The organism is Dryocola clanedunensis (assembly GCF_038405435.1).
GTDB classification, from domain to species: Bacteria; Pseudomonadota; Gammaproteobacteria; order Enterobacterales; family Enterobacteriaceae; genus Dryocola; species Dryocola clanedunensis_A.
In genome coordinates this window covers 87683-102176 of sequence record NZ_JBBYHZ010000009.1, presented here as the reverse complement: position 1 = coordinate 102176, position 14494 = coordinate 87683, and the positions used below count along the sequence as shown (strand labels likewise).

The 14494-nt window shown below is 55.8% G+C and carries 14 protein-coding genes and 1 tRNA gene; 6 read left to right on the top strand and 9 right to left on the bottom strand.

The genetic code is table 11. The features are described 5' to 3' along the window. Positions 1-60: 60 nt before the first annotated feature. Positions 61-429: a hypothetical protein gene (locus tag AAE045_RS17760; protein ID WP_202306218.1), complete on the top strand. Its 369-nt coding sequence runs from the start codon at positions 61-63 to the stop codon at positions 427-429. Then, positions 429-884: a YbjP/YqhG family protein gene (locus tag AAE045_RS17755; RefSeq protein WP_455548854.1), complete on the top strand. Its 456-nt coding sequence runs from the start codon at positions 429-431 to the stop codon at positions 882-884. The genes AAE045_RS17760 and AAE045_RS17755 overlap by 1 nt, the downstream gene beginning before the upstream one ends. A gap of 78 nt (positions 885-962) precedes the next feature. Here the strand turns inward: AAE045_RS17755 and AAE045_RS17750 are convergent, their stop codons facing one another. Next, positions 963-1484, bottom strand: a complete 522-nt coding sequence (locus tag AAE045_RS17750; RefSeq protein ID WP_455548853.1) for a hypothetical protein — start codon at positions 1482-1484, stop codon at positions 963-965. A gap of 131 nt (positions 1485-1615) precedes the next feature. On the opposite strand from AAE045_RS17750, the gene AAE045_RS17745 reads away from it, so the two are divergent. After that, positions 1616-1813 carry a toxin-antitoxin system HicB family antitoxin gene (locus tag AAE045_RS17745; RefSeq protein ID WP_455548852.1) on the top strand — a complete coding sequence of 66 codons (198 nt, stop codon included), beginning with the start codon at positions 1616-1618 and terminating at the stop codon, positions 1811-1813. A gap of 14 nt (positions 1814-1827) precedes the next feature. On the opposite strand, the gene AAE045_RS17740 is transcribed toward AAE045_RS17745, so the two are convergent. Both AAE045_RS17740 and AAE045_RS17735 read right to left on the bottom strand, forming a co-directional pair. Next, positions 1828-2667, bottom strand: a complete 840-nt coding sequence (locus tag AAE045_RS17740) for a DUF2971 domain-containing protein (RefSeq protein ID WP_455548851.1) — start codon at positions 2665-2667, stop codon at positions 1828-1830. 45 nt (positions 2668-2712) lie between these two features. After that, positions 2713-2807 (bottom strand) — tRNA-Sec (locus tag AAE045_RS17735). Positions 2808-3098: 291 nt separating this feature from the next. Between AAE045_RS17735 and AAE045_RS17730 the strand changes: the two genes are divergently transcribed. Together AAE045_RS17730 and yicI are read left to right on the top strand one after the other, a co-directional pair. Then, positions 3099-4505: an MFS transporter gene (locus AAE045_RS17730; RefSeq protein ID WP_455426364.1), complete on the top strand. Its 1407-nt coding sequence runs from the start codon at positions 3099-3101 to the stop codon at positions 4503-4505. Next, the gene (yicI, locus tag AAE045_RS17725) at positions 4505-6829 is read left to right on the top strand and encodes an alpha-xylosidase (RefSeq protein ID WP_455548850.1); all 2325 of its coding nucleotides are present in this window, start codon (positions 4505-4507) and stop codon (positions 6827-6829) included. The genes AAE045_RS17730 and yicI overlap by 1 nt, the downstream gene beginning before the upstream one ends. A 54-nt stretch (positions 6830-6883) precedes the next feature. Here the strand turns inward: yicI and AAE045_RS17720 are convergent, their stop codons facing one another. Further along, the gene (locus tag AAE045_RS17720; protein ID WP_455548849.1) at positions 6884-7225 is read right to left on the bottom strand and encodes a DUF805 domain-containing protein; all 342 of its coding nucleotides are present in this window, start codon (positions 7223-7225) and stop codon (positions 6884-6886) included. Between the two features lie 303 nt (positions 7226-7528). On the opposite strand from AAE045_RS17720, the gene AAE045_RS17715 reads away from it, so the two are divergent. After that, positions 7529-7750, top strand: a complete 222-nt coding sequence (locus tag AAE045_RS17715; protein ID WP_455548848.1) for a YgdI/YgdR family lipoprotein — start codon at positions 7529-7531, stop codon at positions 7748-7750. Between the two features lie 96 nt (positions 7751-7846). On the opposite strand, the gene AAE045_RS17710 is transcribed toward AAE045_RS17715, so the two are convergent. From AAE045_RS17710 to fdnG, 5 genes are all read right to left on the bottom strand, one after another. Beyond that, positions 7847-8767 (bottom strand): alpha/beta hydrolase, encoded by a 921-nt coding sequence (locus tag AAE045_RS17710; protein WP_455548847.1) that lies wholly within the window; start codon positions 8765-8767, stop codon positions 7847-7849. A gap of 100 nt (positions 8768-8867) precedes the next feature. Next, a complete protein-coding gene (fdhE, locus tag AAE045_RS17705; RefSeq protein ID WP_202305591.1) occupies positions 8868-9797 on the bottom strand; it encodes a formate dehydrogenase accessory protein FdhE in 930 nt (309 codons plus the stop codon). Beyond that, positions 9794-10429, bottom strand: a complete 636-nt coding sequence (fdoI, locus tag AAE045_RS17700; RefSeq protein WP_202305592.1) for a formate dehydrogenase cytochrome b556 subunit — start codon at positions 10427-10429, stop codon at positions 9794-9796. Before fdoI ends, fdhE begins: the two co-directional genes overlap by 4 nt. Next, positions 10426-11331, bottom strand: coding sequence for a formate dehydrogenase subunit beta (fdxH, locus tag AAE045_RS17695; protein WP_202305593.1), 906 nt, complete (start codon positions 11329-11331; stop codon positions 10426-10428). The genes fdoI and fdxH overlap by 4 nt, the downstream gene beginning before the upstream one ends. 12 nt (positions 11332-11343) lie before the next feature. Then, positions 11344-14394: a formate dehydrogenase-N subunit alpha gene (fdnG, locus tag AAE045_RS17690; RefSeq protein ID WP_455548846.1), complete on the bottom strand. Its 3051-nt coding sequence runs from the start codon at positions 14392-14394 to the stop codon at positions 11344-11346. Positions 14395-14494: the final 100 nt, after the last annotated feature.

Below are 14494 nucleotides of genomic sequence, written 5' to 3'. Positions count from 1 at the left end.
ATAAAAAAGAAGTATGGTTAACTAAATAAAAAGAAAAGTGAAGTTAATCAAGGAGGTTCGATGAGCTGGAATAAAGATGTCGCCATTCAACATTTAAGGACCAGGGCCGGAGGCACCTCAAGTAGCCATTGTGCACAATACACGCGAGAAGCGATTGAAGCCGGAGGAGTCACGCTTGCACGAACGACACATGCAAAAGATTATGGTTCTTCATTAATTAGCGCTGGTTTTAGAGAAGTACCACCGGGTTCGACATTATGGGCTGGGGATGTAGTAGTTATTCAACCATATCCGGGTGGCAACCCGAGCGGGCATATGGCGATGTTCGATGGAACAACCTGGATATCTGACTTCAGACAACGCACCATGTACCCAGGCCCTGGTTACAGAAGAACCAATCCACCCTACAAAATTTACAGGATGCATTGATGCGCGTACTCATTCTTATTGCTGCTTTTATTCTTACAGCCTGCAACGCCAATCCCCACAATCAGGCATCTGAACAAACAGAGCATTTTTATCGCTGGTATCTTTCAGGGCCTCATAAAAATTTAGACTCAGCAGAGATGCAACATTACGTAGCGGCGGACACGCTCAAACGACTAGCTGATATCTCGAAAATTCCTGAACAGGAAATAGTTAATTCTGATTACTTCACCTATACGCAAGACTACGATCCGCAATGGAGATCAGCGTTAAAAGTCGGTGAAGCTCAGCCTGTTATGGGAGGTGAAGCGGTGGATGTCTGGCTAGGCGTTGAGGATGGAAATAATATCCATCTGAAAGCTTATCTGCGCGAGGAACAAAACGAATGGAAGATTTATCGGGTCAGGGATATCACCGATAACTTCGAGCATAAAATCTTTGATGCCGGAGCCAGGTAGGGTGGATAAGCGGCAGCGCCATCCACCGTTTTTTTGAAGTAGAAGGCGGATGACGCAGGCTTATCCGCACTACAAAACCTAGTGAATTACCTCACCGCCAATCATCGCCAGCCCTGTCGAAACACGAACGAATCGCGGCGCTTTCAAATCCTCGACCAGCACATCCAGCAGTTCGAACAATAATCCGGAGATATGCTCTTCCTGATCGAATGACTGATCCCCCTGCATTAAGAGCATGGTGAGCGCCGCGCAGTACGCCCGCAGCGTTTCGGAATCCGTGGAAAGCGGGCAGTGATACTCATCGTCCGTCTTCACATCCACAGTCAGGCGCTCGATCAAATGCGCTGGCAGCGGCGCTTTCAGCACAACCTTCAATACCTCCAGCCCGGCATACAGGCGGCCGTACAGCGCCATACGCCCGGTATGGTCGTGGCAATCAATCAGCTCATCGATATGCCGTTGGCAGAAGTCGAGCACCTGGAATAAATCCATGCTGACGCTAAGCGGGGTTTTTAACAGCGCAATGCGAGCCGGCTCGATTTGTGACGGATTGGTGGTGATTTCAGAGGCTGGGGATGTGATATTATGTTGAATAGCCATGGCGTTATGTCCTTTAACGTTGTGGTCAGCCCTCGTCTGGTACTCGCTATACCTTTCGGGGGCGTTTTCTTTCAAATGACTCTATGGTAGGGTGTCATTTGACAACTCAACAATAACTTTGAGGGATGGACATGTCAACGGTTAAAAGGGATGTAAGACCGCCAAAATCAGGGAAATCTCCAGCATTTCAGATGAGGATCACACCTGAACTGAAAGCCCAATTTGAAGTTGCAGCGAAGGATGCTGGGATGACGCTTGGGAATTGGTTTAAAACGCTGGGAAGGAAGGAGTTGAAGCACCTTGCAATGATAAAAAAAAGAAATAGATAATTTTTTAAATCTATTTATAAATGATCGATAATAACCTGAAAGTTTTCATTTGATTTTCTGGCTTTTTTAACAGCTATGTGTTTATAGCGTAAGTTTTTTTGTAATATATTTTTCATTTCATTCTCAAATTTAGATGTTGATTTAGAACCTATTATTATACTTAGTATGGCTTCACTTGGAAGGGTGTATAAGTCATACTTAATATCTTGTTTTGTAATTGAAGTTGATGCAGTACCTTCTGTTAGGAACATTCTCCATTCATGTTCATATTTCCATTCAACACTTTTAGTTGTCCAGTACTCTATGCTTTTACTAGTCAGAGGGGCTAATTCTGGGATTTTTTCCACATACTTCACTTTTCTTAAATAGCCAAACTCATCTTTATCACTACGTCGCTGATTGAAAAAAGAACTTTGAGTATCAAATTCAATTACAAAACCTTTATGCGAATCTGCGTAATGCGTCCACATCAATAAGTTATCGGGTTTCTCCGTAAGGCATAAAATTCTTATTGATTTGCATATCTCAGACTTAATGTCGTCAAATTTTGATTGCGTAAATTGTAATATAAATTCTTTGTTAACTTTGAGTAACTGTGGAAGTATAAATTGAGATTGGGCTATGATTTTTGCTTGCTCAGATTCCTTTAATAAAGATAACAAACCTTTAAACTCTGGTGTAAGGTGATCGATTAAATTAACAGTGCTTAAATTATTAGTTAGCTCATCCATAAATGGATCTAAATTATATGTAGCGGAAAGCTCATAAGGGTCATTAAGATGGTCTGGCTTACTAAAGCAAATTAGATTGCGTTCTAAAACATCAATACGCTCGGGTGGGAAATATTTAAACATTACCAGCCTCTTGTATTAACTCGCCTTCACATTAAATAAAAAACTTGGCGGAAGATCACAGGAGTTGAACCTGCCCGGCGCCGCTGGCGGCACCAACTGGATTTGAAGTCCAGCCGCCTCACCGGAGACGACGATCTTCCCAGCCTTCATTGCTACATGGAGGCGGTGCGCATTATACCGGGTTTCCCGGATCCTCCAAACAATGCTTTTGTCTTTTACCCTCTCTTCCCCTCATTTTCGTTACTAAAATTAAGCAGATCCGCTCACTTATCCACCAGCTCCCTACGGTTAGCTTGCTAAGAGAGCGACCCGGCTCACAGTTATCAAGAATCGTAATCTGATAACCAGAAAACAGAATTCACCGCTCGCCCTCAATGCTTTACAACGTCAGACATAGAATTTTCGCTGCCGTAAGGACAGGGGCTGTAGAGATGACAAGTCAGGTACTCTCCGCGAAGGAAAAGTTTGGCTATGGCCTGGGCGACGCCGCCAGCCATATCATTTTCGATAACGTCATGATGTACATGATGTTCTTTTACACCGACATCTTCGGCATTCCCGCCGGGTTCGTCGGCACCATGTTCCTGCTGGCCCGCGCGCTGGACGCCATCTCCGACCCCTGCATGGGGCTGATTGCCGACCGCACCCGCAGCCGCTGGGGGAAATTCCGTCCGTGGATCTTCTTTGGCGCCATTCCGTTCGGCATCGTCTGCGTGTTCGCCTACAGCACGCCGGACTTCGGCCTGCACGGCAAAATGATTTACGCGGCCGTCACCTACACGCTGCTGACCCTGATGTACACCGTGGTCAACATCCCCTACTGCGCGCTGGGCGGCGTCATCACAAATGACCCATCGCAGCGCATCTCCCTGCAGTCCTGGCGCTTCGTGCTGGCGACGGCGGGCGGCATGCTCTCTACGGTGCTGATGATGCCGCTGGTGAAATTCATTGGCGGAGACGATAAAGCTTTTGGCTTCCAGGGCGGGATTGCGGTGCTCTCCGTGGTGGCGTTCATCATGCTGGCGGTCTGCTTCTTTACCACCAGAGAGCGGGTGGAGGCGCCGCCGGTCAGCACCTCGGCCCGGGAAGATCTGCGCGATATCTGGCACAACGACCAGTGGCGCATTGTCGGCCTGCTCACCATCCTCAATATTATGGCGGTCTGCATCCGCGGCGGGGCGATGATGTACTACGTCACCTGGATCCTCGGCTCCCCGCTGATGTTCACCGCCTTCCTCACCACCTACTGCGTCGGCAACCTTATCGGCAGCGCCGCCGCTAAGCCGCTCACCGACTGGAAGTGCAAGGTCAGCGTCTTCTGGTGGACCAACGCTGCGCTTGCGGTGCTCAGCTTCGCGATGTTCTTCGTGCCGATGAGCTCGGTGGTCACCATGTTCGTCTTCATCTTCGTGATTGGCGTGCTGCACCAGCTGGTGACGCCAATCCAGTGGGTCATGATGTCCGACACCGTGGACTACGGCGAGTGGACCAACGGCAAGCGCCTCACCGGTATAAGCTTTGCGGGCACGCTGTTCGTGCTTAAGCTCGGCCTGGCCATCGGCGGGGCGCTGATCGGCTGGATGCTGGCAGGCGGCGGATACGATGCCGGTGCCGCCACGCAAAACAGCGCCACCATCACCATCATCATCGCGCTGTTCACCCTCTTCCCGGCGGTCTGCTACCTGATCAGCGCCGTGGTCGCCAAACGCTTCTACACCCTTAAGACCCCGTTCCTGACGAAGATCCTCGGCGAACTGGCGGCAGGCGTGCGTCGCAACCAGCAGGATTTTGAAAACACATCGGTTTCCCGGGAATTACAGCAGGAGAACATGAAGTAATGAAAATTAGTGACGGTAACTGGCTGATCCAGCCTGGGCTTGCGTTGATTCACCCGATTCAGGTGTTCGACGTGGAGCAAAACGGTAACGAGATGGTGGTCTACGCCGGGACGAAAGACGTCAGCGAACGCGGCAACCAGCTTGATACCCCGCTGTTCACCCTGCGCTTCTTCTCCCCGCAGGAGGGCATTGTCGGGGTGCGTATCGAGCACTTCCAGGGCGCGGTGAGCAACGGCCCGCACTACCCGCTGAACGTGCTGCAAGACGTAAAAGTCGAGATGCAGAACAACGAGAAGTTCGCGGAGCTGAAAAGCGGCAGCCTGACCGTGCGCGTCACCAAAGGCAGCGAGTGGGCGCTGGATTTCCTGCGCGACGGCGTGCGCATCACCGGCAGCGCGTTCAAGAACAACGGCTACGTGCAGGATGCGAATACGGGCCGCACGCACGTGTTTGAACGCCTGGACCTGGGCGTGGGCGAAGCGGTGTACGGCCTGGGGGAGCGCTTTACCGCGCTGGTGAAAAACGGCCAGACGGTGGAAACCTGGAACCGCGACGGCGGCACCAGCACCGAACAATCCTACAAAAACATCCCGTTCTACCTCACCAACCGCGGCTACGGCGTGCTGGTGAACCATCCGGAATGCGTCTCCTTCGAGGTGGGCTCAGAAAAAGTCTCTAAGGTACAGTTCAGCGTCGAAGGGGAGTATCTCGAATATTTCGTGATCGACGGCCCGACGCCGAAAGCGGTGCTGGACCGCTACACCCGCTTCACCGGCCGTCCGGCGCTGCCGCCGGCCTGGTCGTTCGGCCTGTGGCTCACCACCTCGTTCACCACCAACTACGACGAGGCGACGGTCAACAGCTTCATCGACGGCATGGCGGAGCGCAACCTGCCGCTGCACGTCTTCCACTTCGACTGCTTCTGGATGAAGGCCTTCCAGTGGTGCGACTTCGAGTGGGACCCGGTGACCTTCCCGGACCCGGAGGGAATGCTCAAACGCCTGAAGGCGCGCGGCCTGAAAATCTGCGTGTGGATAAACCCCTACATCGGCCAGAAATCGCCGCTGTTCCGCGAAGGGATGGAGAAAGGCTACCTGCTGAAACGTCCGAACGGCGCGGTGTGGCAGTGGGATAAATGGCAGCCGGGGCAGGCGATTGTCGACTTCACCAACCCGCAGGCCTGCGAGTGGTATGCCGGGCACCTGAAGCGCCTTGTGCGCATGGGCGTGGACTGCTTTAAAACCGACTTCGGCGAGCGCATCCCGACGGACGTGGTGTGGCACGACGGCAGCGATCCGCAGAAAATGCACAACCATTATGCGTTCATCTACAACGAACTGGTGTGGAACGTACTGAAGCAGGAGCTGGGTGAAGAAGAGGCCGTATTATTTGCCCGCTCGGCCTCCGTGGGCGCGCAGCAGTTCCCGGTTCACTGGGGGGGCGACTGCTACGCCAACTATGAATCCATGGCGGAAAGCCTGCGCGGCGGGCTGTCGCTCGGCATGTCCGGCTTCGGGTTCTGGAGCCACGACATCGGCGGCTTCGAAAACACCGCGCCCGCCCACGTCTACAAGCGCTGGTGCGCGTTCGGGCTGCTTTCCAGCCACAGCCGCCTGCACGGCAGCAAATCCTACCGCGTGCCGTGGGCGTACGACGATGAAGCCTGCGACGTGGTGCGTCACTTCACGCAGTGGAAGTCCCGCATGATGCCGTATCTGTACCGTCAGGCGGCCCACGCTGCTGAAACAGGTACGCCGATGATGCGTGCGATGATGCTGGAGTTCCCGGACGATCCGGGCTGCGACTATCTGGACCGCCAGTACATGCTGGGCGAGTCGGTGATGGTGGCGCCGGTATTCAGCGAGGCGGGGGACGTGCAGTTCTACCTGCCGGAAGGGCGCTGGACGCACCTGTTCAGCAACGTCGAGGCGCAGGGCAGCCGCTGGCACAAAGAGCAGCACGGCTTCCAGAGCCTGCCGGTCTACGTGCGCGACAACACGCTGCTGGCGCTGGGCAACAACGACCAGAAGCCGGACTACGCCTGGCACGAAGGCACCGCCTTCCAGCTGTTTAGCCTGGAAGATGGCCGTGAGGCGCTGTGCGAAGTTCCGGCGGCGGACGGCAAAGTCATCTTCACGCTGCGGGTGAAACGCGAAGGTAACGCGCTGACGGTGCAGGGCGAAGGCCAGGCAAAAGCGTGGACGCTGTGCCTGCGTAACATCGGCAAAGTGCAGGGCGTACAGCAGGGCAAGAGCCAGACGGGCGAGCAGGGCGTGGTCATTACGCCGGATTCTGCCGGTTCGCGGATGGTGATCGAACTGTAGCTCTTTATAGCCCCTTCACTCACCAGGTGAGGGGGCTAAATCAACCGCTGTCTTTTAGCGATATTCGAGTTTGGGATCATTCCCGTAACGGTTTCTTCCGCGAGTGCCAGAAAGGCAGAAGAAGATTATTAATATAATCGTTCCAAGGATCGGAATTATGCCGATTAACATCCACCAGGCCGAACGGTCAGTATCATGCATACGTCGGCAAGATACGGTTATAGAGGGGATGAACATGATGGTATTAAAGATCAAGGCTATGGCTTTATCTTCAATCAATAAAAACAGCATGATAAAAATCAGGTAGTTAACTAAGCTGAATATCCAGTATTCTTTCCGTCTGGCCCGGCCTTTTCCATTAAAGAAATTAACTAAGCAATTAATATAACATTCCATGTTTTTTGCATTCCCTTCGAGATAATATAGGTTGACTATTGGGTTACTTGTTGGCGTGTCTGACGCGTTATCTTATATTTTGTACTATATTATAATTTTGTCCGTACAGGACCGGTTTTAAGATTCTGAGTACGATAAATTATATTTTTATCAGTAGAATTTATATCTCTGCTGGGGATCAGAATATGGCGTTTATAAAATTTTATATTTTGCGTACTTACTCACCTCTCGCAACACACGTTCATACCCGGTTGTGCTTTAAAGGCGTATAATCCCGCAATCTTTTAAAGGGGATTTATCGTTATGAAAAAACTGCTTTCTGTCGCGCTGCTGGCTGGCGTTGCGCTGTCCGTTACCGCCTGTTCCAGCGACTATGTCGTGTCTACCAAAACCGGCGAAATGATCGTCACCCACGGCAAGCCGGAAGTGGACAAAGACACCGGCCTGACCCGCTATACCGACCAGCAGGGCATCGAGCACGAGATCAACAACGACCAGATCTCGCAGATGATTAAAAAAGATTAAGACCATTTTGGCTTACGACGCACTTCTTTCGTAGGCCGGATAAGCGCAGCGTCATCCGGCAAAACGTACGCCACTGCTGAATGACGCTATCGCTTTTCAGCCCTTCATCTGGCATTTCACCCGCCACGCAATATCCTGCATCGCGCTTCGCGCCGCCGGGCTTATTCCACCGAGCTGGAAGAAACCGTGGATCACGCCGAGATAGCGCTGACAGGTGGATTCCACGCCGTGCTCCATCAGGCATTCATGCAGCACTTCGCCTTCGTTGCGCAGCGGATCGTACTCGGCCGTAATAATATGCACCGGCGGCAGGCCGCTGAAATCTTCGCGGTACAGCGGACTGGCTTCCGCATCCATTGGCTCGAGATCCGCCATATAGGCTTCGTAGCCCGAAAGCAGCGTATCGCGGGTGATGATGTAGTCGTAGCCATTTTCCTGATAGCTGACGGACTCCGCCGTGGCGTCCAGCATCGGGTATATCAGCACCAGCCGCGCGGGCTGCCATTTCCCGGTGCCCTTCAGCCGCAGCGCGGTGACCAGGGCGATATGGCCCCCGGCGCTGTCGCCCGCAAGCGAAATGCCTTCGCGGTTCACTTCCAGAAGCGCTGCATTGTTCCAGACGGCATTCGCCGCACGCTCGGCGTCATCATGCGCTGCCGGATACCTGTGCTCCGGCGCCAGGCGATACTGTACGGCAATCACCCGGCAGCCGCTGTAATAGCAAAGCTGGCGCAGCTGGTTGTCATGGGTGGCAAAGCTGCCGCTGACGAAGCATCCGCCGTGGTAATAGACAACCGCGGGAAGCTCGCCGGACGCGTTAAGCGGGGAGAATACGCGTAGCGTCATGCCATCAAGCCTGATGTCTTTAACGTCTACGCGGGTTTCCGTTTCACCGGCTAAGGCCGTGCTGGCGAGATACCCGGCGCGGCGTTCGGCGATAGTTTGCTGGCGTGAAGAGGGGCGACCGGCGGCGATAAACTCATCAACCAGCGCCTCGATGGCGGGTTCTAAAGACATAAGGCGATCCTGACTGGCGGGTAGGGTGGATAAACGCACGCGTCATCCACCGTTTTAAACCTGATCTGGCGGATGGCACGACGCTCATCCGCCCACGAACTTACTCGCCTTCCCCCGGGAACAGGAAAGGGTTGATGCTGCTGCGGGCGAAGCCTTCCTGCTCCATGCGCGCGTCCAGCACCAGCGAGGCCAGGTCGTCCGCCACGGCCTCCACTTTGGCATCTTTTTCCTGATACAGCAGCTTCAGGTAGGTGCCGCAGTCGCCGCAGCTTTCCGCTTTGATGGCCGACTGTTCGCTGTCCAGCGACCAGTAGTTCAAATCGCGGGTCTGCTCGCAGTTGCTGCATTTCACGCGCACCACGTGCCACTCGGTTTCGCACAGGTTGCAGTGCAGGTAGCGCAGGCCGCTGGTGGTGCCGATCTGCACCACGCTCGACACCGGCATGGAGCCGCAAACCGGGCAAAACTGGCGCTGTTCGCCGTATTCCGCTTTCGCTTTGCCGGGGATGAGGGTTGCCATCTGCGCCCAGTAGAGCGACAGCGCCGCCCAGATAAACGGGGCCTTATCGCTGGAAACCTGCGCAAAGTCGGCGTTGAACAGCGACGTCGCCATCTCTTCCAGCTCCTGCGATGAAGCCTTCTCCAGATTTTCGATCACCGCCAGCGCCTGGCCGTCCATCTCCGGCTTCAGCTCGGCGATTAACGAATTCAGCAGCAGCTGCCAGTGCGGGTCGCGCGGCAGGACGTGAATATCCAGCGGCGGCTTGCCCGTCTCGGCTGATTTTTGGATCAGCGCGGTTAAATCCATCTGCAGCGGGTGGTCGTACAGCACCACTTCCTGCGCGTGGGCGATAAGCGCGGCAAAGCGCAGGAAATCACCCAGCGGATTATTGGTCGCCAGCTCGCGCAGGCGTTCTGCGCGGCGGTTGTAGAGATTTTTCAGCCTGGGGAACAATAACGGCGGAATCACTTCCGCCGTACGTTTCTCGCTCTTATCCAGCTGATCTTGCGGGACTATGCGAATACTCATTCCGATCGTTTTTCCTGTTTCTCGCGAACTTCACGGTACCATTTCGGATGGTGTTTTCTGGCCCAGGTCGTGGTGACCCAGCCTTCGACCATCGCGGTAATCGTGCCTTTCACCCAAAGTGCGGCGTAGATGTGCACCATAATAACCACAATTAACGCTACTGCGGCAAATGAATGCACCATCAGGGCGGCGCGAATCACCGGGATGGAGAAAGCGGGCGCGAAGTAAGGACGCCAGATAACCACGCCGCTCGCCAGCAGCAGCACCAGCAGGATAATCGCCGCCCAGAACACGCATTTCTGGCCGAAATTATACCGCCCGGTGTCGCCCACCTCCTCGTTGACGACGATCTTACGAATATTCTTCGCCCAAAAGATATCATCCCGATTGATTAGATTGTGGTGCCAGTAGCGGAAAAACATGATGATAAACGAGGCAAACATCACCACGCCCACGAACGGGTGCAGGATGCGCGCCAGCTGCGGCGTGCCCAGAATGTGCATCAGCCAGTTGAAGGAGGGGAAGAAGAACCCCAGCCCGCTCACCGCCGCCAGCACGAAGCAGAAGGCGGTGACCCAGTGGTTAATACGCTCAGGGGCGCTGTAGCGCTGGATAGTCACTTGTTTTTTCATGGCTTGCGCACCTCGTCATCGTCATGATGCAGGTTGTCATCATCGATTTCGGCACGGTTCGGGCCGACCCCCACATAGTGGAACACGCTGGCGGCAAAGGTCGCCGCAAAGCCGATGGCGGCCAGCGGCTTCCAGACGCCTTTCCAGAATTTCACCGTTGGGCTGATGGACGGATCCTCCGGCAGGCCGTGGTAGAGCGTCGGCTTGTCCGCATGATGCAGCACGTACATCACGTGGGTGCCGCCAACCCCCGCCGGATCGTACAGCCCGGCGTTGTCGTAGCCACGGGTTTTCAGCTCCGCGACCCGCTCGCCGGCCAGCACTTTCATGTCGTCTTTCGAACCGAAATGAATCGCGCCGGTCGGGCAGGTTTTCACGCACGCAGGCTCCTGGCCGACGACAACGCGGTCCACGCACAGGGTGCATTTGTAGACGCGGTTGTCCTCCGGGTTCAGGCGCGGCACGTCGAACGGGCAGCCTGCAATGCAGTAGCCGCAGCCGATGCACTGCTCAGACTGGAAGTCGACGATGCCGTTGGCATACTGGATGATCGCCCCTTCCGACGGGCACGCCTTCAGGCAGCCGGGATCCGCGCAGTGCATGCAGCCGTCCTTGCGGATAAGCCACTCCAGCTTGTCGTTTTGCTCCACTTCCGAGAAGCGCATTACGGTCCAGGATTTGGCGGTCAGATCCGCCGGGTTGTCATACACCCCGACGTTGTGCCCCACCTCATCGCGGATGTCGTTCCACTCCGAACACGCCACCTGGCAGGCCTTGCAGCCGATGCAGGTGGTGACGTCGATGAGCTTCGCCACCTCCTGCTGGTGATCCCGCGCCTGGGGCGCGGGCGTGAAGCCGTTGGTGGCGGAACGACGGATAATGTCCTGAGATTGATAAGCCATAGTTCGTCTCCGTTACACCTTTTCCACGTTGACCAGGAACGCCTTAAACTCTGGCGTTTGCGTGTTGGCATCACCGACAAACGGCGTCAGCGTGTTGGCGAGGAAGCCTTTTTTCGCCACGCCTTCGTAACCCCAGTGAATTGGGATGCCGATGGTGTCCACCTTCTGTCCGTTCACATCCAGCGTGCGGATACGCTTGGTCACCACCGCTTTGGCCTTGATATAGCCGCGGTTGGAGGAGACCTTCACCGTATCGCCCTGAACAATCCCGAGCTTGTTCGCGAGCTTCTCGCCAATCTCGATAAACTGCTCCGGCTGCGCGATGGCGTTCAGCAGCGCGTGCTTGGTCCAGTAGTGGAAGTGTTCCGTCAGGCGATAGGTGGTGCCGACGTACGGGAACTTATCATGCTTGCCCATCGTTTCCAGGTCGCCCTTGAACACGCGGGCGGCCGGGTTAGAGACGACGTTCGGGTGCAGCGGGTTGGTGCCCAGCGGCGTTTCAAACGGCTCGTAGTGCTCGGGGAACGGCCCTTCCGCCATTTTGTCGATGGCAAACAGGCGCCCTAAGCCCTCCGGCTGCATGATAAACGGCCCGACGTCCGTGCCCGGCGCGGCGGTGCTGTAGTCGGCAATGTCCGCGCCGCCCCACTTCGCGCCGTCCCAGGAGATCAGGCGGCGTTTTTCATCCCAGGGTTTGCCCTGCGGATCTGCGGAGGCGCGGTTATAAAGAATGCGGCGGTTGAGCGGCCACGCCCAGGCCCACGCCAGGGTGTTGCCCAGGCCGGACGGATCGGCGTTGTCGCGGCGCGCCATCTGGTTGCCCTCCGGCGTCCAGCTCCCGGCGAAAATCCAGCAGCCGCTGGACGTTGTGCCGTCGTCGCGCAGCTGGGCGAACGAGCTGAGCTGCTGGCCTTTTTTCACCAGCACCGCGCCCGTTGCCGGGTCGACAACATCCTGCAGCGCCTTGCCGTTGCTCTCCATGGCCACTTCTTCCGGCGCCGGGTTGTCCGGCGTCAGGTAGTTCCAGCTCATGTTGACCACCGGCTCCGGCAGCTTGCCGCCGTCGCGCAGGTACATGTGGCGCAGGCGGGTGAAGATCCCCGCGAGGATTTCGCCGTCGTTCAGCGCTTCCCCCGGCGCGTCCGCGCCCTTCCAGTGCCACTGCAGCCAGCGGCCGGAGTTGACGATGGAGCCGTTCTCTTCGGCGAAGCAGGTAGACGGCAGGCGGAACACCTCGGTCTGGATTTTCGACGGATCGACGTCGTTCATCTCGCCGTGGTTCTGCCAGAAGTTGGAGGTTTCGGTGTTCAGCGGGTCGATGGTGACGAGGAACTTCAGCTTCGACAGGGACGCAATCACCTTGTTTTTGTTCGGGAAGGACGCCACCGGGTTAAAGCCCTGGCACAGATAGCCGTTGACCTTGCCCTGGTTCATCATCTCGAAGTACTGCAGCACGTCGTAGCCCTTATCCCACTTCGGCAGCCAGTCGTAGCCCCAGCTGTTTTCCGCCGTGGCCCTGTCGCCGAAGAAGGCCTTCATCATCGAGACGAAGAATTTCGGGTAGTTGCCCCAGTAGTTCACCTGGCCTTCCAGCAGCGGCTTCGGCGTGTTGGCGGCAAGGTAGGTCTGCAGGTCGGGCTGCTTTTCGTTCGGCAGCGTCATGTAGCCCGGCAGGCTCTGTGACAGCAGGCCCAGGTCGGTCAGCCCCTGGATGTTGGAGTGGCCGCGCAGGGCGTTCACGCCGCCGCCCGCCATACCCATGTTGCCGAGCAGCAGCTGGATCATCGCCATGGTGCGGATGTTCTGCGCGCCCACGGAGTGCTGCGTCCAGCCCAGCGCATAGAGGAACGACGCCGTTTTGTTCTTCACGCTGGTGGCGGCAATGTATTCGCACACCTTGATGAAGTCGTCTTTCGGCGTGCCGCAGATGTTCGACACCACGTCCGGCGTATAGCGCGAGACGTGCTCTTTGAGCAGGTTCCACACGCAGCGGGGATGGCTGAGCGTCAGGTCGCGCTTAGCGAAGCCTTTCTCATCCAGCTCGTAGTTCCAGCTGGTTTTGTCGTATTTGCGGTTTTCCACGTCGTAGCCGGAGAACAGGCCGTCGTCGAAGCTGTAATCCTCACGCACAATCAGGTTGGCGTTGGTGTAGGCCTCAACGTACTCGCGGTTGAATTTATTATTGGCGATCAGGTACAGCAGCACGCCGGACAGGAAGGCAATGTCGGTACCGGAACGAATCGGGGTATAGAAATCCGCCACCGAAGCGGTTCGCGTGAAGCGCGGATCGATAACGAGCAGCTTCGCGCCGTTGTGAATTTTGGCTTCCATCGCCCAGCGGAACCCGACCGGGTGCGCTTCTGCGGCGTTGCCACCCATCACAATCACGAGATCGGCGTTTTTAATATCAACCCAGTGGTTGGTCATCGCACCGCGACCAAATGTTGGAGCAAGACTTGCTACCGTTGGTCCGTGTCAGACGCGCGCCTGGTTATCCACGGCAAGCATGCCGAGGGCGCGGGTAAATTTCTGGGTTAAATAGCCGGTTTCGTTACTGGAGGCGGATGCGCACAGCATGCCGGTAGAGAGCCAGCGGTTGACGGTGGCGCCCTGGTCGTTCTGCTCAATAAAGTTGGCGTCGCGGTCTTCTTTCATCAGCTTCGCGATGCGGTCGAAGGCCGTTTTCCAGCTGATTTGCTGCCATTTATCCGAGCCGGGCGCGCGGTAAGAGGGGAACTTGAGGCGGCTTTCGCTGTGGATGAAATCCACCAGGCCTGCGCCTTTCGGGCAGAGCGCACCGCGGTTGACCGGGTGATCCGGGTCGCCTTCAATATGGAAGATGGATGCTTTGGCATTTTTTGCCCCGTCGCCCAGGCTGTACATTAATAGCCCACAACCAACGGAACAGTATGTGCAGGTATTACGGGTTTCGCGGGTGCGCAGCAGCTTGTACTGCCGGGTTTCCGCAAGCGCAACGCCCGGGGCAAAGCCCAGCGCCGCTGCCGTGGTGCCTGCCATACCGCCAGCACAGATCTTAAAGAACTGCCTTCTGCTGACCTGCATGGATACTCCTTTCGACATTTTTCACATGACTTATAGGTTTATTTTTGCGGTGTAAGCCGCAAAGGTTCACAATCGGAACCGCTAAACTGGTTATTACCCT